The organism is Polaromonas sp. AER18D-145, assembly GCF_002379095.1.
In the GTDB taxonomy this organism is placed as follows: Bacteria; Pseudomonadota; Gammaproteobacteria; order Burkholderiales; family Burkholderiaceae_C; genus Polaromonas.
In genome coordinates this window covers 137,630-158,525 of record NZ_NBZV01000002.1, presented here as the reverse complement: position 1 = coordinate 158,525, position 20,896 = coordinate 137,630, and the positions used below count along the sequence as shown (strand labels likewise).

Annotated in this window: 17 protein-coding genes and 1 pseudogene; 12 read left to right on the top strand and 6 right to left on the bottom strand. The window is 63.6% G+C overall.

The genetic code is table 11. The annotated features are described in order from the left end of the window. Positions 1-11 precede the first annotated feature (11 nt). From B7G52_RS02250 to B7G52_RS02235, 4 genes are all read right to left on the bottom strand, one after another. Positions 12-1,301 carry an arsenic transporter gene (locus B7G52_RS02250; RefSeq protein ID WP_096695908.1) on the bottom strand — a complete coding sequence of 430 codons (1,290 nt, stop codon included), beginning with the start codon at positions 1,299-1,301 and terminating at the stop codon, positions 12-14. Between the two features lie 50 nt (positions 1,302-1,351). Beyond that, positions 1,352-1,852 (bottom strand): arsenate reductase ArsC, encoded by a 501-nt coding sequence (locus tag B7G52_RS02245; RefSeq protein WP_096695907.1) that lies wholly within the window; start codon positions 1,850-1,852, stop codon positions 1,352-1,354. 77 nt (positions 1,853-1,929) lie between these two features. Beyond that, positions 1,930-3,324, bottom strand: a complete 1,395-nt coding sequence (locus B7G52_RS02240; protein ID WP_240523288.1) for a hypothetical protein — start codon at positions 3,322-3,324, stop codon at positions 1,930-1,932. A 2-nt stretch (positions 3,325-3,326) separates the two neighbouring features. Then, entirely contained in the window at positions 3,327-3,647 is a 321-nt protein-coding gene (locus B7G52_RS02235) for a helix-turn-helix transcriptional regulator (protein ID WP_096695905.1), read from the bottom strand. Between the two features lie 66 nt (positions 3,648-3,713). On the opposite strand from B7G52_RS02235, the gene arsC reads away from it, so the two are divergent. From arsC to B7G52_RS23935, 4 genes and pseudogenes are all read left to right on the top strand, one after another. Beyond that, positions 3,714-4,145: an arsenate reductase (glutaredoxin) gene (gene arsC, locus B7G52_RS02230; protein ID WP_096695903.1), complete on the top strand. Its 432-nt coding sequence runs from the start codon at positions 3,714-3,716 to the stop codon at positions 4,143-4,145. Beyond that, entirely contained in the window at positions 4,114-4,851 is a 738-nt protein-coding gene (gene arsH / locus B7G52_RS02225; RefSeq protein WP_141397373.1) for an arsenical resistance protein ArsH, read from the top strand. Before arsC ends, arsH begins: the two co-directional genes overlap by 32 nt. A 192-nt stretch (positions 4,852-5,043) precedes the next feature. Next, the gene (locus B7G52_RS02220; RefSeq protein WP_205853017.1) at positions 5,044-5,580 is read left to right on the top strand and encodes a DsrE family protein; all 537 of its coding nucleotides are present in this window, start codon (positions 5,044-5,046) and stop codon (positions 5,578-5,580) included. A 114-nt stretch (positions 5,581-5,694) separates the two neighbouring features. Continuing rightward, positions 5,695-5,811 (top strand): annotated as a pseudogene (locus B7G52_RS23935) (arsenical resistance protein ArsH); the annotation flags it as partial. 268 nt (positions 5,812-6,079) lie between these two features. On the opposite strand, the gene B7G52_RS02205 reads toward B7G52_RS23935, so the two are convergent. After that, positions 6,080-10,129: a helix-turn-helix domain-containing protein gene (locus tag B7G52_RS02205; protein ID WP_096695897.1), complete on the bottom strand. Its 4,050-nt coding sequence runs from the start codon at positions 10,127-10,129 to the stop codon at positions 6,080-6,082. Between the two features lie 87 nt (positions 10,130-10,216). On the opposite strand from B7G52_RS02205, the gene B7G52_RS02200 reads away from it, so the two are divergent. From B7G52_RS02200 to B7G52_RS02165, 8 genes are all read left to right on the top strand, one after another. Further along, entirely contained in the window at positions 10,217-10,450 is a 234-nt protein-coding gene (locus B7G52_RS02200; RefSeq protein ID WP_141397372.1) for a hypothetical protein, read from the top strand. 32 nt (positions 10,451-10,482) lie between these two features. Next, positions 10,483-11,433, top strand: coding sequence for a toll/interleukin-1 receptor domain-containing protein (locus B7G52_RS02195; protein WP_096695893.1), 951 nt, complete (start codon positions 10,483-10,485; stop codon positions 11,431-11,433). Positions 11,434-11,671: 238 nt separating this feature from the next. Beyond that, positions 11,672-13,624 carry a PhoX family phosphatase gene (locus B7G52_RS02190; RefSeq protein WP_096695891.1) on the top strand — a complete coding sequence of 651 codons (1,953 nt, stop codon included), beginning with the start codon at positions 11,672-11,674 and terminating at the stop codon, positions 13,622-13,624. Positions 13,625-13,704: 80 nt separating this feature from the next. Next, the gene (locus B7G52_RS02185) at positions 13,705-14,559 is read left to right on the top strand and encodes a GNAT family N-acetyltransferase (RefSeq protein ID WP_096696064.1); all 855 of its coding nucleotides are present in this window, start codon (positions 13,705-13,707) and stop codon (positions 14,557-14,559) included. Further along, a complete protein-coding gene (locus B7G52_RS02180; RefSeq protein ID WP_096695889.1) occupies positions 14,559-15,422 on the top strand; it encodes a UDP-2,3-diacylglucosamine diphosphatase in 864 nt (287 codons plus the stop codon). The genes B7G52_RS02185 and B7G52_RS02180 overlap by 1 nt, the downstream gene beginning before the upstream one ends. Further along, the gene (locus B7G52_RS02175) at positions 15,419-16,486 is read left to right on the top strand and encodes a glycosyltransferase family 1 protein (RefSeq protein ID WP_096695887.1); all 1,068 of its coding nucleotides are present in this window, start codon (positions 15,419-15,421) and stop codon (positions 16,484-16,486) included. The genes B7G52_RS02180 and B7G52_RS02175 overlap by 4 nt, the downstream gene beginning before the upstream one ends. An 88-nt stretch (positions 16,487-16,574) precedes the next feature. Continuing rightward, a complete protein-coding gene (gene ppk1 / locus B7G52_RS02170) occupies positions 16,575-18,689 on the top strand; it encodes a polyphosphate kinase 1 (RefSeq protein WP_096695885.1) in 2,115 nt (704 codons plus the stop codon). Between the two features lie 2 nt (positions 18,690-18,691). After that, a complete protein-coding gene (locus B7G52_RS02165) occupies positions 18,692-19,162 on the top strand; it encodes a histidine phosphatase family protein (protein WP_096695883.1) in 471 nt (156 codons plus the stop codon). 194 nt (positions 19,163-19,356) lie between these two features. Here the strand turns inward: B7G52_RS02165 and ppx are convergent, their stop codons facing one another. Then, complete coding sequence (ppx, locus tag B7G52_RS02160) at positions 19,357-20,850, bottom strand: exopolyphosphatase (RefSeq protein ID WP_096695881.1); 1,494 nt, start codon at positions 20,848-20,850, stop codon at positions 19,357-19,359. Between the last annotated feature and the right edge of the window lie 46 nt (positions 20,851-20,896).

The window sequence follows — 20,896 nt, the reverse complement described above, 5'->3', positions numbered from 1 at the left end:
GTGTGAAACGGTCATGCGCTCAAACCCAGGCGAAGGGCCAGCGCGGCCAGCGTGAGCAGCAGCACCGGCACGGTCAGCACGATGCCGACCCTGAAGTAGTAGCCCCAGGTGATTTTCATGCCCTTGCGTTCCAGCACATGCAGCCACAGCAGGGTTGCCAATGAGCCGATGGGCGTGATTTTAGGACCGAGGTCGCTGCCGATCACATTGGCATAAATCATCGCGTCCCTGACAACGCCGGTTGCGTGGGTGGCATCGATGGAGAGCGCGCCGACCAGCACCGTCGGCATGTTGTTCATCACCGAGGACAGCAGCGCGGTCAGCAGGCCGGTGCCCAGCGCCGCGCCCCAGATGCCGCCTTCGGCAAAATAATCGAGCAGGCGGGTGATGGAAGCGGTCAGGCCCTGGTTGCGCAAACCGTACACCACCAGGTACATGCCCAGCGAGAACACCACAATCTGCCAGGGCGCCTCGCGCAGCACCTTGCGTGTGCTGATGATGTGGCCGCGCGCCGCCACGCCCAGCAGCAGCAGCGCCCCGGCGGCGGCCGTCGCGCTGACCGGCACGCCCAGCGGCTCCAGGCCGAAGAAGCCGACCAGCAGCAGCGCCAGCACCACCCAGCCCATGCGGAAGGTGGCAGCATCCCGAATCGCCGCATTCGGCTGTTGGAGCTGGGTTGCGTCATAGTGCGCAGGAATGCTCTTGCCAAAGTAAAGCAGCAGCATGGCCAGCGCGGACGCCACCGCGACAACATTTACTGGAATCATCACGGCGGCATAGTCGTTGAAGCCGATGTTGAAGAAGTCGGCCGACACGATGTTGACCAGGTTGGAGACCACCAGCGGCAAGCTGGCCACGTCGGCAATAAAACCGGCCGCCATCACAAAGGCGAGTGTGGCCGCCGGCGTGAAGCCCAGCGCCACCAGCATGGCCATGACGATGGGCGTAAGGATCAGCGCCGCACCGTCGTTGGCAAACAGCGCCGCGACCGCGGCGCCCAGCAGGATGATCAATGCGAACAGCCTCTTGCCGCGGCCGCCGCCCCAGCGCGCCACATGCAGCGCCGCCCATTCAAAAAAACCGGCTTCGTCGAGCAGCAGGCTGATGATGATCACGGCGATGAAGGTGGCGGTCGCGTTCCAGACGATGTGCCAGACCGTCGCGATGTCGGCGAGTTGCACCACACCCGCCAGCAGCGCCGCCACGGCGCCCAGCGAGGCGCTCCAGCCGATGCCGAGGCCGCGCGGCTGCCAGATCACAAGAACAAGGGTGGCGGCAAAGATCAGCAGGGCGACTAGCATGTTGTTTCGCTTTTTTTGTGTGGGGGCTGGGAGGCTTCAGGCAAAGGACTTCAGGAGCGGGACAGGTCCCGCGCTGTTTGCTGCACCATGGCCCGTTCCAGTTTTTCGGGCGGCAGGTTGATCAGCAGATCGATGCGGCGGCGTATGGCCAGCAGGGTCTGGCGGAAGGCCTCGCTTTTTTTGGCCTCATCACCCTCGACCTCCGACGGATCGGCGTAACCCCAGTGCGCGGTGGCCGGCTGGCCGGGCCAGTAGGGGCAGACCTCGCCGGCGGCGTTGTCGCAGACGGTGATCACCAGATCCATGTGCGGTGCATCAGCCGCGGCAAACTCGTCCCAGCTCTTGCTGCGCAGGCCTTCGGTTGAAATGCCTGCGTTCTTGAGCGCCTGCAGGCCCAGCGGGTTGGGCTGCTGGTTGTCGCGTGGGCTGCTGCCTGCCGAGAAAGCCTTGAAGCGCCCCTTGCCGATGTGGTTGAGCGTGGCCTCGGCCAGGATGCTGCGGGCCGAATTGTGGGTGCATAAAAACAGGACGTTGACGGGTCGCTCAGACATGAAGGTTCTCCGGGGCGATGGTGTGGGTTTGGATTTTTGATGAAACGGACCAAAGGGCCAGGCTGCTCAGGTAGGCGCTACAAGTCCGTTCGGGCTGAGCTTGGCCTGTCCTGAGCTTGTCGAAGGGGCGAAGCCTCTTGGCTTTGAGACGCCCCTTCGACAAGCTCAGGGCGAACGGTCAGGCGAACAGTGTTGGGCTCAAGAGGCAGCACCACCACCGGCGAAAAGCCGCCCCCGGCGGTGCGGAAGTTAGTGGTCTGGCCGGTGTAGGTGCGCGCCGCCAGCAGCTGCACCTGGCCGCGGTAGGTGTAGGCGCGTATGTCCAGCTTCAGCCGGGTGGGCACGCCATCGACATCGACCAGGCGTTCACTGGGCGGCACCAGCGACTGGGCGATAAAGCCACCGGCCAGGATGTTGCTCCACACACCACGTGTGAGTTTGTCGCCGCGGTAGGCGGCCTTGGCGCCGTAACCCGCCACCGGTTTGAAGAAGAGCTGGCGGCGGCGCGCCCAGAGGTCGTCGGCATGGTCGGCGCTGACCAGCTCCGTGTGCGGAACCACAGCCTGTAGTAGGCGCCGGTCTTCAGCCGACACGCCCCAGGAGGCCAGCAGCGCATCGTTGCCCAGCGTGATGAGGTTGCGTTTGTCGGCAAACAGTGCGTGCGCGCGCGGGTGCGGCGTCACCACGGCCGCGCCAGCCACATAGGCGCTGCGCAGGGCGGCGTGGCTGGGTTCGGCCAGGCTGAAATCGGTCAGGCGGTTGTAGACCAGGTCCACCGCCAAGCCCGCAGGCAGGGCGGGGTGCCACAGCGCGCCGTCTCTCCATTGCAACTCACGCGCGTCGCCCACGGCGGCCGTGATGCCGTGCGCGAGGAACAACTGCCGTGCAAGCGTGAATTCAGGCGCGAGGTATTGCGCCTCCGGCGCATCGTCGGTGATCAGCACGCTGCGCAGCGGCTGCGCGCCGCGCTGGGCCTGCCACTCGGCGCGGAACATGGCGACAAAGGTTTCATCCAGCCGCGTCAGGTCGCTGGCCGCATCCATCAGTCCCTGCATGGGTTCGCAGCAGTCGCGGTGCGCACGTGCCAGCGCGGCGTTGAGCAGCGCGCCACCGGCGTTGGTGTTGATTTCGATCAGGCGCGGGCCATCGGCGCCCAGGTGAAAGTCATAGGCCATGAACACGCCGGCGGGGCCGAAATCATGGCGGGCAATGTCGGGCGCCTGGGCCAGCGCCGCTTGCTGGTAGGCGGGCAGGGCGATCACGCCTTCGATGGCGGCAATCGCCTGGCCCAGCGTCGCGCGGATGGCCGGGTCCAGAAACACCGCCGTCTCGGAGAACAGGTGCGGGTGGGTGGTGGCTAGAGCGGCCAGCATGCCTTGCAGGCTGGGGTCGGTTTCCAACTGCTGGCGCAGGCGCTCGGGGTTCAGGGTGCGGCACAGGCAACCCAGATTGAGGGTCTCGGCAAGGTTCATGGTCAGCAGTTCACGCCGCAGCTTTCGCCCTGGCAACAGTGTTCGGTCAGGTAGCCCAGCAGGGCTGTCATCTGCTCGAAGTTGGCGCGGTAAATCAGGTTGCGGCCACGCGGCTCGCTGCTGACCAGGCCGGAATGCGCGAGTTCTTTCAGGTGGAAAGACAAGGCGCTGGGTGCAACTTCCAGCAGTTCGGCGATGGCCCCCGGTGTCAGCCCGTCGGGGCCGGCCACCACCAGGGCGCGGAAGGTGCGCAGGCGCTGGGCCTGGGCCAGCGCGGCCAGCGCGCGAACCGCCGCAACTTCGTCAAAGGTTTTTATTTCCATAGTTCAAATATAATTGAACAATTGAATTGAGGCAATCATTGAAGCAATCAAACAAGGAAAAAGGATATGGCCGACATCACGATTTACCACAACCCCCAGTGCGGCACCTCGCGCAACACGCTGGCGCTGATCCGCAACAGCGGGGCCGAACCCGAAGTCATCGAGTACCTCCAGTACCCGCCCAGCCGCGAAACCCTGGTCGCGCTGGTGGCCCGGACCGGGCAGCCGGTGCGTGCGCTGATCCGCAGCAAGGAAAAGCACTACGCCGAACTTCAGCTCGACAACCCGGCGCTGACCGACGAGCAGCTGCTGGACGCCATGTTGGCCCACCCGATCCTGATCAACCGCCCCATCGTTGTGACGCCCCTGGGCACGCGCCTGTGCCGGCCGTCCGAAGCGGTGCTCGACATCCTGCCTGCGCCGCAGCGCGGCGCCTTCACCAAGGAAGACGGCGAACAGCTCATCAATGACAAAGGAGAACGTGTTGCCGGTGCTTGACGACCTGCCCAACCTCGATCCAACCCTGTTCGCGCTGCCCACGACAAGCGCACTGCAGGCGTTTCGGCCGTCCGCGCATGCGCCGCGCATCCTGCTGCTGTATGGCTCGGTGCGCGAGCGCTCCTACAGCCGCCTGCTCAGCGAAGAAGCCGCCTGTCTGCTGCAGGCCATGGGCGCCGAAACCAAAACCTTTGACCCGAGCGGTCTGCCGCTGCCCGACGACGCGCCCGACACTCACCCCAAGGTGCAAGAGCTGCGGCAACTCGCGCAGTGGGCCGAGGGCATGGTCTGGACATCGCCCGAACGGCACGGCGCCATGACCGGCATCATGAAGTCGCAGATCGACTGGATTCCGCTGGCCGACGGCGCGGTGCGGCCGACCCAGGGCAAAACCCTGGCCGTGATGCAGGTCAGCGGCGGCTCGCAGTCTTTCAACGCCGTGAACCAGCTGCGCGTGCTGGGGCGCTGGATGCGCATGCTGACGATTCCGAATCAGTCGTCGGTGGCCAAGGCGTTTCTGGAGTTCGACGAAGCCGGGCGCATGAAGCCCTCGGCGTTTTACGACCGGGTGGTTGATGTGATGGAGGAACTGGTGAAGTTCACCTTGCTGACGCGGGATGTGTCGCCTTATCTGGTGGACCGGTACAGCGAGCGCAAGGAGAGTGCGGAGGCGTTGTCCTTGCGGGTGAATCAGCGGGGCTTGTGAGTTTTACACGCAAGATTGGTTTCTGGCCCTTTGCGGGAGGGCTGCGAGCGCGACATCCCGCCGGCATGGCACGCAGGTCCCGGCATCCCTGGCCTTGCGCCAAGCGGCCGGCTCGGCGGCATTAAACTGAACTGACTGACCAGCCTGAGAGGCAGGCGACAGATCCAGATTTCCAGTCCCTAGGAGAATGCTTTGCGACAACCCACCCCCCGCGGCCTGCTTGCCGGCCTGTGCGCAACGGCAGCCCTGCTGTGCGGCTTGGCCAGCACGCCCGTCATGGCGCAGGCGAAATTCATACAGACGCCTTACCAGAACCCCAAGGCGCTCGTGGACATCTATCTCGACGATCCGGCCAAACTCGCGTCGGCGCTGTACTGGTTGCGCAGCTTGGTCAATCCGCTGACCGAAGCGCCCTACAGCATGTTTTCCGAAGACATGAGCATCATCGTCTTGCTGCACGGCACCGAGATCGTGACGCTGGCGCGAAAGAACGAAGCCAAGTACACCGAGGTGGTGCAACGCATGCGCTACTACGCCGAGATGGGCGTGAAGTTCAAGGTCTGCGGCCTGGCGCTGCAGGACTACCAGTACAGCGCCAGCGACATGCAGGATTTTGTGGAGGTAACGCCGTCGGCCATCACCGAGCTCATGCACTGGCAAAACCGCGGCTACGCCCTGATCACGCCGCAGGTGAACGAGAAAAAGTTTTCCATCGACAGCATTCGTTGAGCGGATGGAGATCTCCAGGCCCTGGACACGGGCATAGCGCCTGATCGGTGCGCGGGCAGGGCTTGCTGCTGCGCATGACGACTGCATGGGTGGTCGATGTGTTGGAAGAGCTGACTCGTGACGTTCACGCTGGTCACATGCGATGTGGCTCCCTACCTGGTGGACAGGTACAGCGAGCGCCGGGAGAGCGCCGAGGCGCTGTCAAAAAGGGTGAATCAGCGGAGCCTGTGAGTTATATGAATCAAATAGGCCTCTGGCCCATTGGGGATGGGCGCATGCTGCTATTGAACTGGTAGCGAATGGCCGCGCACTTTTCTCTGAAGTCTTTGGCTACAGCGACGAGCCGCGGCAATGAGAACTTGTCGATAGTTAGCTGCGATAGCTGCTTTCGGTCATGAACGGTCTTTCGCATGCCCACCTCAAAGCGGACGCTCTCGCGGCGACGCTTCTTGCACGGCGATACCTGGCGGCCAAGCGGTGCCATCGGCTCGGCTCTCGGTTAGTCATCTTCTTCCTCAAGAGCTTCCTTTGACTTGCGCTGACGCGCTATCGCATAGCGAGCGTCCTTGAGCAGTCCGTCGTATAGGTCGAACGCTGGTTCGGCTCGGCTAAGCGACGCCAACATCTGCTCGCAGTGCTGTTCCATCCGGAGGTCCTCCGGGAACGGCTCCCCGGGAGTTCCTCCACGAACTCCGGAGTGTGTTGCCGCGGCGATTGCCGAGCGAATCTCATCCAGAGCTTCCTCGCCAACGAGTTCGGCCGCGTTGAGGATATCCCGGATGAACTTCGAATGTTCATAGATGAGAGCTGGCCGACTATCCTGCAGCACTCTGGCAACCAGCGTGGCATGGGCTTGCGTGCCCGAGGACATCCAATCGAGCAGAAGGTCGAGCAGAGCTTGACCGTAGTCTCCGCAAAGGCCGGAGACTGCCTCGCCAACGCGCCGTGCGCTCGGAATGTCCTTCGACTCTTCGAGGGCCCAGTCGAGGAAGTCCCGCAGTAGCCGTGGCCCGGCCTCGACTTCCATCAGGCCAAGGCCCTCTCCGTTGTGCTCCTTGCTCAGCGGCTCAAAAGACCAATCGTTTCGTCGTTTCGCTTCCACGAGTCTTGCCATAACCAGCGCGACGACCGAGACTGGGTCCTTCTTGATTGATGCTGCGAGGAACGCACGGATCCAGTAGTCGTCTAGCTCCTTCAGCACAACTAGCTTCCTCAGCAACTCGTTCTGCTTGCTCGCGACGTCAGCCTCCGGAATGGCCTTGTCGCCGGAGAGCCACATGAACATGTCGTGAGTTGCGCGCGCGTTGACCTCAAAGTCCGCCAAACAAATGAGCTCGACGGCCAGCGCTGGACTTCTGCTGGCCACCTGGCGAGTAAGGTTCGACGCGACCATCAGAACGGTCGGGTCCTTCGACTCAAAGATGCGCTTGAACAGCTCCACTTCTTGCGGCGTGTAGGGTCGGGAGGACTCGAACCTCAGGTACGCCTCAGCGAGCTGCGCCAACACCTTGGCGGACCCCTCCGAGCGGATGACGTATTCGTTCACGAGACTGGAGTCGCCGGCCTCAACGACCGCGCTCAGTGCCGCGCCTACGTACTGGTCGAGGCGACCGGCTCGGCCCTCGTTGTTCCTCAAGAGAAGTTCGGTAGCAAGGCCCTGTACCGAAGCGAGTAGATGATTCACGAGAAGGAACGACGACCCATATCCGTCGTGTGCGACGGTGGCAGTTTCCTCCAAAGAGGCATGCAGTTCGTCCAACAGGCGGCTTGACTCAGGGAACGCGGCAATGAGGTCTACCGTGAGGAGTTGACGGTCCTTCACGTGTTCTTCGCGTTCGAGAGCCTCGCTTAGCTTCCACGTCTCCGTCCCCCAGCCGTCTACGAGTGCGCGTGTGAGTCGGGTCCGAAGGTCTCTGTTCAACAAGGCCAAGATGGCTTGAGCCTCAACTGAGGTCTCCGGCCAGCCGTGAAACGCATGCCAGGAGATGGACTGCGCGAGCCGAACTAGGACGACGGGCGACACGTGAACTTCGTTCAGAACAACCTTGAGTTCTCGCAATAGTTTTACTTGCTGTCGCTTCCAAGCATGGTCGGGCGTGTCGCCGCGCATAGGCCCCCGCAGGGCCTGGGCCATCGTCTGCGCCGAGAGAAACGCTCGTCGGGGAGGCCCCTCCCGCAAGTACGTGAGCAATGCACCAGTTACGTCGTCCCTGACTTTTTGGGCCCATTCCAACGGCAGTTGGTAGCGGGTAATGGTCATGGTCGAGCGAGAGGAACTCATCGTCTCCATCTCAGTGCGCAGCGCTCCTTCCAGAATGGAGAAGGGCGTATAGGTCGAAGTTAGCGAGGCGGGCCTTTCCAGAAGGGCGAGCGCGAAGCTAACGACCTCGCGCACGTACTCGATTGGCTTGTTCAACTGAAATCCGGCCAGTTCCTTGAGGATTCGGATGCCGTGGCTGGGCTGCTGGTGAAGCGCGCGGGCGTCGTTGCGTCCCGCAGTCCACAGCAACTGACATGCTTCTTGGACGTGGTCATAGGTGTATGCCGCGTAGCGCACCATGTTGCACACAGAAGAGTTGTCCCCATGCCCCTCGGCGATGAGCCGCTTTGCGAAGTCCAGCGCAAATCTGGGCTGGTAGTACGCAACGGCCTCGACTGCCTCCACGTGGGGATTGCTGTACCGCTCACCCCAACGCAGCTTGGGGCCAAGACTGGTCAGTAGCGCGCTGTCATCTGTCTTGCCCTCGCGCAGGCGCCAGTCCAGACGGCCGAGATTGACGAACAAGTTTTTCAGGTGGTCCGCGCCGGCGAGGTCGAAGACTTGGGTGACGCGCTCGTTGGCTACGCCATCCGCGTTGAGGTAGTTCGAGCGAATGATTTCATCGGCCAACAGGTCTGGAGCGAGCCTAGAGCGAAGCCCACGCTTGAACAGGACGCCGGACTCTCCAAGAAGTCGCATCAGGCGACTGGCGTCCGGCTGCTCTATCCCTTCGGTTTTCAACAGGATGTTGAGCAGGCCTGGGTCGTCCGGAATGATGGGTTGAAGAAGTGCGATTACGCGCAGGATTGCCCTCAGCCTTGGAACGTCTTGCCCTGTAACCAAGGCAACGGTGATGACGTCCTGAAGGCTTCTCAGCACATAGGTACGGAACTCCTCTGCATTGCCAAGAAGCGCGAGGGACACACCATTGCGTGCGACCAACTGCGCTGCCAAGACAGTGACAAGCGGCGTGGTGTACGTTGCGCGCGCGATCTCGACAGCCGCTGCTGGAGGCGCCTTGCATTCGGCGAGGACGGATTCGGCCAGTGCTTGAGCTTGCTCCCGAGTCTGCGGACGCATGTCAGCAAATCGGACCGAAGGCCCAGAGAGGCTTACGTCGGCAGCCTGCAGCCGCAGCGCCTCTTTCCCATAGGGGCGAAGCGATAAGAGTAATCGCGTGCGGTTCTCGGGAACGGCCGCATACCTGAGGAGGATGCCAAGGTCTTCGCGTTCGTGCGCATCATCGACGACGAGTAGCGTCACGGCGCCTCGGCTGTCGCGCAGCCTATCTAGATGGTGGGCCTTGACCTCTTCGGTTGGCGACACAAACCGAACATGCAGGGGAGTGCTCTGCGCAAGCCGTTGGATCACTCCACGTAGAACGCGACTCTTGCCAGACCCGGGTGCACCGACGAGACACGTTAGAACGACAGACTCGTCTTGGACGCAGTCAACAACCTGTGAGACTTCCTCGGCGCGACCGACGAGCGCCCAGGAGTGGTTGAAGAAGCGGTCGGAAACCAGAAACGGCTTGAAGAAGTCCTCAGGACTCTGGATAGGGCCGGGCTCCTCAATGCCAAGCAGGTCGAGGCGCTGGCCACTGAAGTAACGGTCGACCAAGTCCAGGCGGTCGACCAACGGCAGGTCGTGAAGCCGTCGGGTGATGTCCTCTCGGTCCCACAACTCCCAGCCAGCGTGCGCTGCCATCGCATCGCGAGAACTTGGGCTAGCAACGCTGGACAACAGAAGCACCTTGAGGTCTGCGGAGTAGGTCTGCTCGGCCACCGCGGTATGGACCTTCTGGGCGCCGAACTCATTGACGCGCTTGCACTGAAACGAGTGGGTGCCGAAGGGGCCGGTGGCGAAGATGTCGATGCCGTGCTGCTTGTGACCTGTGCCCCCATAGCGATGCACCGTGCCTCCGCTGGGCTGGTACATCCGGTGTAAGAGGGCGGCGCAGAAGCTCTCAAACGTCTCCGGCGGCAGGGCAGAAAGCGGCAGAGGCCGGTCATGCGAGGTGGCGGTCTCGGCGCGAGTGGCCGCCGGTGCCGCTTGGTACCCGGCGGCCACTAGGAGTTCGTTGTCCTTGGCCCGCACCAGCCGCTCCAGCGCCGGGATGTCGTTCGACCGCGGGCGCGCAAGTCCCTTCTCCCAACGGCTCACCGACTGCTGGGTGACACCAAGAGCGGTCGCCAGCTCTTGCTGCTTGGTGTACCCCGCGGCAACGCGAAGTCGAATCAGAAGTTCGCCAAAGGCTAGGTAGGGTACGGGCGTACGGGTTGCTTGCATTTTATTGTACCTATTTACATACACATAAAATAGTGTATCATTCTTGCATACTTTTCGGTTCTGTAATCTTCACTTGTCGGAGGCGCCATGGCGCAAAACCCAAGCTCGAACTACGGAAGGGGTGTGCCAAGCCGCGCCTCGGCTGACGACCCGTACTGCGAGTTCAAGGATGACCGCGAGCGCCGCAACGCGCTCGTGTCCCGTGACCTCCGCATCGTGGGTTGCCGGTTGGTCACGGTGGTGGGCCTCGTCACGCTTGCGATTTACACGCCCGCCGGCAGCATGGTCGGATTTATCGCTCGAATGCTTGGGCGCATCTAACACAAGGCATTTACCGCTGGATTGGCGAACGTATGGCAACCATCTTTTTCTCGTACAGCCACAAGGACGAGGTCCTTCGCAACGAACTCGAAGCTCACCTCGCCTTGCTCAAGCACGAGGGTCTGGTCAAAGCATGGCATGACCGTCGGATCTTTGCCGGGGACGAGGTCGATGACGCCATCTTCTGCCAGCTCGAGACGGCGGACATCATCTTGCTGCTCGTGAGTTCGGACTTTATCAACTCGGCCTACTGTTATTCGCGAGAAATGGCACGAGCCATGGAGCGTCATCACGCCGGACAGGCGCGGGTTATCCCGGTCATCTTGCGCCACTGCGACTGGAGCAGGGCTCCCTTCGGCAAGCTCTTGGCCGCCCCTCGCGATGGCAAGCCCGTCGCCTCATGGCCCGACCGTGATGAGGCGCTTGCCGACGTGGCAAGGCAGGTTCGTCAGGCTGTCGAGGCGACGGGAGCAGCGGCCGCGAAGCCTGCAAAGGCCAGCCCCGGTGTGTCGGGGCGGTCCACTGGCGCATCGAGTCTTCCTCGGTCGAGCAACCTGCGCCTCAAGCAGGAGTTTACGGAGAAGGATGCGGACGATTTCTTGCGCTTGGGCTTCGACTTCATCTGCAGGTTCTTCGAGGGCTCGGTCCAGGCCATTGGCGAACGCAATCCAGACGTCACTGGCACGTTCGACCGCATCGACTCTCGCCGCATGGCGACCGTCCTATACCGCAGCGGGAGGAAGATTGCAGAGTGTTCGGTTCGGCTCGATTCGCTCGGGCACAGCAAGGGAGTCGCGTTCTCATACGACTTGTCGGCCTCGCTTGGTTCATACAACGAAATGCTGATCCCAGAGCCCGGTGACCAGTCTCTTCACTTCAAGGCGATGGGGATGGCCTGGGGTGGTGGCCGCGACGACCACCTGTCCCAGGAGGGAGCCGCTGAGTTCCTATGGGAGCTGTTCATCAAGCAGGCGCAGTCCTGAGCATAGGCTGCAGCCACTGTTCTCAGCAGCAAAAAGTCAGTTCAGAACGTCGTTAGAACGGCAGCAGTTGAATCGGCGACCGTAGTTTTCGAATGTCCGGTTTCGCAGTTGGTCGATGGCTGGAAGGGGCCCAAAGCCGGTGCCGGCTGTCATCAAACTGCCATCAAACCGACATGAACACGTCACCACGCGCTTCCAGAATCACCGCATCAGTCAAATACACGATGGAGAGTGGATCATGGGACAGGGTTTCGGCAAGGATTACGAGCAGGGTGAAGGCGTCAACACGACGTCCAATCCCTTCATTCATGAAGTAGACGGCGAGCGCCGCCATGTGCTGCGTTGCACGACGGCCGCGGTGGCGTTGCTGATGGGCTCGCACACCCTCACGGCCAGCGCCGCCACGGTGGCCAAAGGCAAACCGCTGGGTTTTACCGGGGTGCCGGTGTCCAGTGCCGACGCGCTGGTGGTGCCGCCCGAGTACGAAGCCCAGGTGCTTTACCGCTGGGGTGACGCGACCGGCATGGCCGGATCGGCGGCGCCGGCCTTCAGTGCCGATGCGTCCAACAGCTGGCAGGAGCAGTTGCTGCAGTCGGGCATGCACCACGACGGCATGGAGTATTTCCCGCTGGACAGGAACCCGCGCCATGGCCTGCTCGCCATCAACCACGAATACACCGACGACGGCCTGCTGCACAGCGACGGCATGAAGACCTGGACCGCCGAGAAAGTACGCAAGTCGCAGGCGGCGCACGGCGTCAGCGTGATCGAGGTGGTGGAACGCGCCGGCGTGTGGCGCGTGATGCCCAACTCGCGTTATGCGCGCCGCATCACCGGCAACACACCCATGCTGTTCAGCGGCCCGGCCGCCGGACACGCGCTGCTGAAAACATCGGCCGATCCCGAGGGCATGCGGCCGCTGGGCACGCTGAACAATTGCGCCGCCGGCCAGACGCCCTGGGGCACCTTCCTGACCTGCGAGGAAAACTGGAACGGTTACTTCTCGGCGCAGGACAAGCCGAACCCGGACGAGGCGCGTTATGGCCTGCGCGCCAAGGGGTTCGGTTACCGCTGGCACGAGTTTGACGAGCGTTTTGACGCGGCCAAACACCCGAATGAGCCGCATCGCTTTGGCTGGGTGGTGGAAATCGATCCGCAGGACCCGACACAGACCCCGATCAAGCGCACGGCGCTGGGCCGCATCAAACACGAAGGGGCAACGACAACCTTGAGCCGCGACGGCCGCGCGGTGGTTTACATGGGCGACGACGAACGGTTTGAGTACATCTACAAGTTTGTCAGTCGTGACAAGGTCAAACCCGGCGGTTACCGCGCCAACCAGGACATTCTGGACCACGGCACGCTGTATGTGGCACGTTTTGACGAGCAGGGTTATGGCCGCTGGTTGCCGCTGGTGCATGGCGAGGGCGGCCTGAATGCCGCCGCCGGCTTTGCCAGCCAGGCCGACGTGGTGGTGAAGTGCCGCCAGGCGGCAGACGTGGTGGGTGCCACCAAGATGGACCGCCCCGAATGGGTGGCGGTGCACCCCAACACCGGCGAGGTGTTTGTCACGCTGACCAACAACAGCAACCGCGGCAAGGACGGCCGCATGGCCGACGCGGCCAACCCGCGCAATGACAACATCATGGGCCACATCATCCGCTGGCGCGAAGGCAAGAGCCGTCAGGACAGCGCTGTCAGCCGGCTCGACGGCGACGCCAGCGCCACCGAGTTCCGCTGGATGCACTTTGCGCTGGCCGGCGACCCGAATGCCGGCAAGACCGAATACCGCGGCACCATCAAGGGCGACATGTACGGCAGCCCCGACGGCCTGCAGTTCGACGCCGGCGGCCTGCTCTGGATACAGACCGACATTTCGACCTCGGCCATGCACAAGGGCGCCTACCAGGGCATGGGCAACAACATGATGCTGTGCGCCGATCCGGCGACCGGCGAGACCAAACGCTTTTTGACGGGCCCGGCAGGCTGCGAGATCACCGGGGTGAGCTTCACGCCGGACCGCCGCGCGGTGTTCATCAACATCCAGCACCCCGGCGAGACCGCCAGCGAACGCGGCGACCCGGCCCAGCCGAAGGCGGTGAGCCATTGGCCGGACGGCCCGGCGGGCGGGCGGCCGCGCTCGGCCACCGTCGTCATCCGGCGCAAGGATGGCGGCGTCGTCGGTACCTAGTCAGTCAGTTCAAAAGCCCCTGCAACGGGGCTTTTTTGCAGCGTTTGAGCGAATTTTCGGAAGACAACCAGGAGTCCACCATGAAAGAACTGCCCAATCCCACCTTTGCATTGTCGCCAGTCGCAATGCCACGGGGGTCACTTCATCAAAGCTCTCATGCTGCCGATCCGGTCGCTGTTCAAGGGGCTGCGCCGGGGAAAATCCAGGTAGGCTGGGCCAGGCACCAGGACGAGGTCCGGCAGGCGCAGCGGCTGAGGTACCAGGTCTTCGCGCTGGAGATGGGGGCGACGCTGCCAAGCACGGTGCCGGGCCACGACATCGACCTGTTCGACGATTTCTGCGAACACCTGCTGGTGCGCGACGAAGCCAGCCAGGAAGTCATAGGCACTTACCGCGTGCTCACGCCGACCCAGGCCAAACGCGTGGGCAGCACCTACAGCGACACCGAGTTTGACCTGACGCGCCTGCGCGCTCTGCGCGAACGCATGGTCGAGCTGGGGCGCAGCTGTGTGCATGCCGAGCATCGCCACGGCGGTGTGATCCTGGCCTTGTGGGGCGCTCTGGCCGAGTTCATGGCGCGCAACCAGCTCGACACCATGATTGGCTGCGCCAGCATTCCGATGCAGCACAGCGGCCATCCGGAATACGGCAGCGGGCATGCCGCGGCCAGCATCTGGCGCCAGGTGCGGCAAAGCCACCTCGCAGCCATCGAATACCACGTGACGCCGCGCCTGGCCCTGCCGGTCGAGCAGCTCGACGACTCGCTGGACGTCGAGCCGCCCGCGCTGATCAAGGGTTACCTGCGCCTGGGCGCCAGGGTGCTGGGCGCACCGGCCTGGGACCCTGACTTCAATTCGGCCGACCTGCCCATGATGATGCGCATTGCCGACCTGCCGCCGCGGTATCGCAAGCATTTTTCCGCGCGGGGGAACTGATGCGCACGCTGTTCGACAAGCTCGGCTCGCTCAACCCGGGTCTCCCACCGGGTGAGGAGGATGCGCATGACGACGCCGGGCTGCGCAAGCGCTACCGCAGCATCTTCATCTCCGACCTGCACCTGGGCACGCCCGGCTGCCAGGCCGCGGCGCTGCTGGACTTCCTGCGGGCACACCCCAGCGACTACCTCTACCTGGTGGGCGACATCGTGGACGGCTGGCAACTGCGGCGCAAATGGTACTGGCCGCAGTCGCACAACGACGTGGTGCAAAAGCTGCTGCGGCGCGCACGCAAGGGCTGCCGGATTGTCTACGTGCCCGGCAACCACGATGAGTTTGCGCGTGAATTTATCGGCCACCAGTTCGGCGGCATCGAGGTCATGGAAGAAGCGGTCCACGTCACGGCCGATGGCCGCCGCCTGTGGATCGTCCACGGCGACTATTTCGACGCTGTCGTGCAGTGCGCCCGCTGGCTGGCCTATGTGGGCGACAACCTCTATGAATTCACGCTCAAGCTCAACCGCCACCTCAACAGCCTGCGCGCGCGCATGGGCCTGCCGTACTGGTCGCTCTCGGCCTACCTCAAACACAAGGTCAAGAGCGCGTTGAACTACGTCACCGACTTTGAAGTTGCGGTGGCCAACGAGGCGCGCCGGCGCGGCCACCAGGGGGTGGTTTGTGGCCACATCCACCGCGCCGAGATGCGCGACATCAACGGCGTTCTGTATTGCAACGACGGCGACTGGGTCGAAAGCCGCACCGCGCTGGTGGAACACTACGACGGCAAGCTGGAGCTGCTGCACTGGGCGCCTGCCCACGAAACGCAGGGCCGCGGCCATGTGGCGGGCACGGTGGCCGCATGAAGATTGCCCTGGTTACCGACGCCTGGCAGCCGCAGGTCAACGGCGTGGTCACCACGCTGGTGGAGCTGGTGCGTGAACTGCAGGTCCTGGGGCACACGGTGGAAGTCATCCATCCTGGCCTGTTCAGGACGCGGCCCTGCCCGGGTTATGCCGGCATCGACCTGGCCGTGCGTCCGAAAGCCTTGCTGACCGCCCGGCTCGATGCGTTTGCACCCGAAGCCATCCACATCGCCACCGAAGGCCCGCTCGGCTGGGCGGCGCGCAGCTACTGCCTGAAGCGGGGTCAGCGTTTCACCACCGCTTTCCACACCAAGTTTCCGGAAATCCTCCATGCCGCGCTGAAAATACCGCTGTCCTGGGGGTATGCGCTGTTCCGTCATTTTCACAAGGCCTCCTCCGGGGTCATGGTTCCCACCCACGGCGTGTTGCGCATGCTGCAGCAGCGCGGTTTTCGCCAGCTGCGCAGCTGGACGCATGGGGTGGACACCGCCTTGTTCCCGTTTCATCCCGAGGCGCGGCTTTACCCCCGCATGGGCACCTTGGTGCGGCCGGTGTCGCTGTTTGTCGGCCGCGTGTCGTATGAGAAAAACATCGAGGCCTTCCTGGCCCTGGACATTCCGGGGAGCAAGGTGGTCTGCGGCGTCGGGCCGCTGGAGGCATCCCTCAAGGAGCGTTATCCGCAGGTGCGCTGGCTCGGTGTGCTGCCGCGGGACGAACTGGCCCGGGTGTACGCCGCCGCCGATGTGTTTGTTTTCCCCAGCCGGTCGGAAACCTTCGGCCTGGTGATGCTGGAAGCCATGGCCAGCGGCACGCCGGTCGCGGCCTACCCGGTCGACGGCCCGCTGGAGGTGCTGGGCAAGCCAGACGGCAGCCGCCAGGGCGGTGTGCTGGATGAGGACCTGAAGCGCGCCTGTTACAGCGCGATGGCGGTGCCGCGCCATGAAGCCCGTATCCGTTCGCTGGACTTCAGCTGGGCGCATGCCGCCCAGCTGTTCGAAGGGTATCTGGTGCCGGTACGTGGCCAGGTCGCCAGTCCCCAGGTGACGGCGCAAGCCGCAGCCTGAAACATTTGTCATGATGTTGTCACGCTTCTGTCATCAAATCCGCGCACACTGACAAGTCAGATTCATGACAATTACCAGCTCGGACCGAATGTTTCAAAATTCTGCCAATTCGCCCCCGGCTGCGAGCGCATCTGCCGCGGCTGCAGCGGTCCAGTTCCTGGACCGGGATCACAGCATCCTGGCGTTCAACGAGCGGGTGCTGGACTGGGCCAGGCGGCCCGACGTGCCGCTGCTGGAGCGGCTGCGCTTCCTGTGCATTGTTTCGTCCAACCTGGACGAGTTTTTCGAAGTGCGCGCTGCGCTGCATCTGACGGCTGCGCTCAATCAGGAACAGAAGGCCCCTTACTCGACCGAGTCTTTCAAGGCACTGTCTGCCGCCGCCCACGACATGGTGGCGCGCCAGTACGCGCTGTACAACGACGAATTGATGCCCGAGTTCGCGAAGCAGGGCATACGGATTGTTTCCCACGGCGACCGCAGTGCGGCGCAGCGCCGCTGGGTCAAGGCCTACTTCGAGCGTGAGGTTCGGCCGCTGTTGATTCCGGTCGGGCTGGACCCTTCGCACCCGTTTCCCCAGGTGGCCAACAAGTCACTGAATTTCATTGTCCGGCTCGGCGGGCGGGATGCCTTCGGCCGCGAGAACGACATTGCGATCGTCAAGGTGCCGCGGGTATTGCCGCGCCTGATCCACATGCCCGACAAGGGCTCGCAGAAGAAGCTGCTGTTTGTCTCGCTGTCGAGCATCATCCGGGCGCACCTGGCCGACCTGTTTCCGGGCCGCCAAGTCGGGGAGTTTTCGCAGTTTCGCGTGACGCGTCATTCCGACCTGGCGGTGGATGAGGACGACGTGAAAAACCTGCGCACCGCGCTGCGTCTGGGCCTGGAGCAGCGTCATTACGGGCAGGCGGTGCGCCTGGAGGTGTCGGCCGGCTGCTCCAAACACCTGTCGGACTTTCTGCTGGGCCAGTTCAGCCTGCCTGCAGAAGCCTTGTACCGGGTGCATGGCCCGGTCAACCTGGTGCGCCTGACCCAGCTGGTGGACCTGGTCAATGACCCGAAGCTGCTTTTTCCGCCCTACAAGGCCTGTTACCCGACGCAGCTGGTGCCGGGGCAGTCGTTTTTCGAGCGGCTCAAGCAGGGCGACGTGTCCATCCACCAGCCTTTCGAGAGTTTCAACGGTGTGCTCGATTTCCTGCGCGAGGCGGTGAACGACCCGCAGGTGCTGGCCATCCGGCAGACCATTTACCGCACCGGGCCCGACTCCGAACTCATGGTCCTGCTGCGCGAGGCGGTGCGTCGCGGCAAGGAAGTTACGGTGGTGCTCGAGCTCAAGGCGCGCTTTGACGAGGAAGCCAACATCAACTGGGCCGAGATGCTGGAGTCGATCGGGGCGCAGGTGGTCTATGGCGTGGTCGGGCTCAAGACCCACGCCAAGATGCTGCTGGTGACACGGCGTGAAGGTCGGCAACTGGTGCGTTACGCCCATCTTTCCACCGGCAACTACAACCCGACCACCGCGCGCCTGTACACCGATGTGAGTTACCTGACCGGCGACCCGGAACTGACCGCGGAGATCGACAGCGTCTTCGGGCATCTGGCCAGCCAGAGTAAATTGCCCCGGCTGCAGCGCCTGCTGGTGGCGCCGTTTCAGCTGCACCGCAAGCTGATCGAGAAAATCGATGCCCTGGCGGAAGCCGCTGCGCTCGGCAAGGACACGCGCCTGGTGGCCAAGATGAACGCCCTGACCGACGAGAGCCTGATGCTGGCCCTGGTCAAGGCAGGGCAGCGCGGCGTGAAAATTGACCTGGTGGTGCGCGGCGCCTGCATGCTGCCTGCCGGCGTTCCGGGAGTGACGGACAACATCCGCGTGCGTTCCATCATCGGCCGCTTCCTGGAGCATTCACGCGTGTTCTATTTCCGCTGTGACGGGGAGGAAACCCTGTACCTGTCCAGCGCCGACTGGATGAACCGCAACATGCTGCGGCGCGTCGAGCTGGTCTGGTCGGTGACCGATCCCGTGCTGCGCCAGCGCATCATTGACGAGTGCCTGGTCGCCTACCTGCATGACAGCCAGGACGCCTGGGACCTGCAGCCCGATGGAAGTTACCTGCGGGCCGGTGCGTCGCCTCAGGGTGAGCAGAACGGGGCGCAGGCCGCGCTGATGGCCCGCTACTCGGCTGGCGGCGCCGTGTTGGCAGCCTAGCGATGGACCTGATCCTGTGGCGTCATGCAGAGGCTGAAGAGTCGCCTGCCGACGCGCAGAGCGGGAACGACCTCGAACGTTCACTGACGCCCAGAGGCGAGAAGCAGGCAGCCCGCATGGCCGGCTGGCTGGACCGGCAGTTGCCGGAACGGGCGCGTATTCTGGTGAGTCCGGCGCGCCGCTGCGAGCAGACGGCGCTGGCGCTGGGGCGCAAGTACAAGATCCGTGCGGAACTGGGGCCCGACGCGCCGCCGTCGCAGCTTCTCGAACTGGTGCAATGGCCGGTCAACAAGCTGCCAATTTTGGTGATCGGCCATCAGCCGACGCTGGGGCAAACCATTGCCCAGTTGCTGGGCCTGCAGGAAAGCGATTGCGCCGTGAAGAAGGGGGCGCTCTGGTGGCTGCGCACGCGTGAACGCGAAGGGGGGTTGCAGACCGTGCTGGTCACGGTGCAATCGCCGGAACTTCTTTGAACCGGTTAAACCGGCGAAGTACCAGTCCGCGACAATTCTCAAGAGACCCCGTAAAGCATGACAGGCCAACCTCCGTTCGCCCTGAGTCTGTCGAAGGGCCCTTCGTCAAGCGCAGCACAGGCTTCGACCCCTTCGACCGGGCTCAGGACGGGCGGCTCAGCTTGAACGGTGTGGTGTCATGAATGACGAAAAAATCACCAGACGCCCGCCAGCGCCACTGTCCACGGCGTTTTCTGCCAGGCCAGGACCTCTTCGCGCAACAAGTGCGCTGACTGGGGAAAGGCTTCGGCCCAGCCCGGTCGGCAGAGCAGCGAAAACTGGCGTTGGCCTGCGCTGGCGATCTGCATGCCCCTGGCGTCGGGCTCGCGGCGCGCATGGCAGAGAATCACCGCCAGCCGCAGGCAGAGCAGCTGCAGCACGAAAACCTCGTCGTCGAAATCGGCTTCCAGCTTGCGCAGCTTGCCGCGGTGGCCCAGCACCAGCAGGCTCAGGCGGTGCAGTTCCTGCAGGGTAAAACCGGGTGCATCGGCGTTGTCCAGGATGTAGGCGCCGTGCTTGTGGTAGTCGCTGTGCGAGATATGGCTGCCGATTTCATGCAGCAGGGCGGCCCAATCGAGCTTGCGCTGGACACGCCCCAGTTCGGCCGCCGACAGGCCGGTGCTGGCCTGCGCGAAGAGGGCGCGGGCGACCTTGCTGACGCGCTCGGCCTGCGCCGTGTCAACTTCAAATTTTCGCGTCAGTCGCTGCACGGTGGTCGAGCGCAGGTCGGTGGTTTCTTCCTCGCGGTCCAGCAGGTCATACAGCACGCCATGGCGCAGGGCGCCCTGGGCGGTCTGCATCTGGTCAATACCCATCAACTCGAACACGGCGCGCAGCACGCTGACGCCGCCGCCAATCACGGCACGCCGGTCGTCCTTCATGCCCTCGAGCTTGAGGCGTTCTGCGCTTTGGGCCTTGAGCAGCCGGTCCAGCAGCCAGTCCAGCCCTTCGCGTGTGACCAGGCCCGGAGGCCAGCCCGCCGCCACCAGCACGTCGCTGACAGCGCCCACGGTGCCCGACGAGCCGTAGGCCACGTCCCAGCCGCCGCGGTAAAGGTTGATGGCTTCGTCCAGAACCGCCTTGGCCGCCACCTCGGCCGCCTGGAAGGCCCGCGCAGTGAACTGGCCATCGGGGAAATACTTCATGGACCAGCCCACGCTGCCGACACGGTAGGATTCCATGGTCACTGCGTCCAGACCCTTGCCCAGGATCATTTCGGTGGACCGGCCCCCGATGTCCACGACCAGGCGGCGTTCACCGGACTGGGGCAGCAGGTGCGCCACACCCTGGTAGATCAGGCGGGCTTCCTCGCGTCCCGAGATCACGTCGATGGGAAAGCCCAGCACCTTGTGGGCGCGCTGCAGAAAAACGTCGCGGTTGCGGGCTTCGCGCAGGGTCTGGGTGGCGACGGCGCGCACCTCCCCCTTCCTGAAGCCGGCGAGGCGCTCGCCAAACCGCGCAAGGCAGTCCCAGCCGCGCTGCATGGCGTCCGGCGTGAGGTTGCGCTCCTCATCCAGGCCGTTGCCCTGGCGCACGGTTTCCTTGAGGTATTCGGTACGGTGGATCTGGCCGTGATCGAGACGGCCTATTTCGAGGCGATAACTGTTGGACCCAAGGTCCACGGCAGCCAGGCGGGTTCCATTTTGCATGTGTGAGCGTCTGAGAGGAGGCTCAGCATAGCACTCGCGTGGCACC

Coding starts and splice junctions, on each gene's coding strand:
- B7G52_RS02250 (WP_096695908.1), bottom strand. CDS start 1,301: ATGCTAGTCGCCCTGCTGATCTTTGCCGCCACCCTTGTTCTTGTGATC.
- B7G52_RS02245 (WP_096695907.1), bottom strand. CDS start 1,852: ATGTCTGAGCGACCCGTCAACGTCCTGTTTTTATGCACCCACAATTCG.
- B7G52_RS02240 (WP_240523288.1), bottom strand. CDS start 3,324: ATGAACCTTGCCGAGACCCTCAATCTGGGTTGCCTGTGCCGCACCCTG.
- B7G52_RS02235 (WP_096695905.1), bottom strand. CDS start 3,647: ATGGAAATAAAAACCTTTGACGAAGTTGCGGCGGTTCGCGCGCTGGCC.
- arsC (WP_096695903.1), top strand. CDS start 3,714: ATGGCCGACATCACGATTTACCACAACCCCCAGTGCGGCACCTCGCGC.
- arsH (WP_141397373.1), top strand. CDS start 4,114: ATGACAAAGGAGAACGTGTTGCCGGTGCTTGACGACCTGCCCAACCTC.
- B7G52_RS02205 (WP_096695897.1), bottom strand. CDS start 10,129: ATGCAAGCAACCCGTACGCCCGTACCCTACCTAGCCTTTGGCGAACTT.
- B7G52_RS02200 (WP_141397372.1), top strand. CDS start 10,217: ATGGCGCAAAACCCAAGCTCGAACTACGGAAGGGGTGTGCCAAGCCGC.
- B7G52_RS02195 (WP_096695893.1), top strand. CDS start 10,483: ATGGCAACCATCTTTTTCTCGTACAGCCACAAGGACGAGGTCCTTCGC.
- B7G52_RS02190 (WP_096695891.1), top strand. CDS start 11,672: ATGGGACAGGGTTTCGGCAAGGATTACGAGCAGGGTGAAGGCGTCAAC.
- B7G52_RS02185 (WP_096696064.1), top strand. CDS start 13,705: ATGAAAGAACTGCCCAATCCCACCTTTGCATTGTCGCCAGTCGCAATG.
- B7G52_RS02180 (WP_096695889.1), top strand. CDS start 14,559: ATGCGCACGCTGTTCGACAAGCTCGGCTCGCTCAACCCGGGTCTCCCA.
- B7G52_RS02175 (WP_096695887.1), top strand. CDS start 15,419: ATGAAGATTGCCCTGGTTACCGACGCCTGGCAGCCGCAGGTCAACGGC.
- ppk1 (WP_096695885.1), top strand. CDS start 16,575: ATGTTTCAAAATTCTGCCAATTCGCCCCCGGCTGCGAGCGCATCTGCC.
- B7G52_RS02165 (WP_096695883.1), top strand. CDS start 18,692: ATGGACCTGATCCTGTGGCGTCATGCAGAGGCTGAAGAGTCGCCTGCC.
- ppx (WP_096695881.1), bottom strand. CDS start 20,850: ATGCAAAATGGAACCCGCCTGGCTGCCGTGGACCTTGGGTCCAACAGT.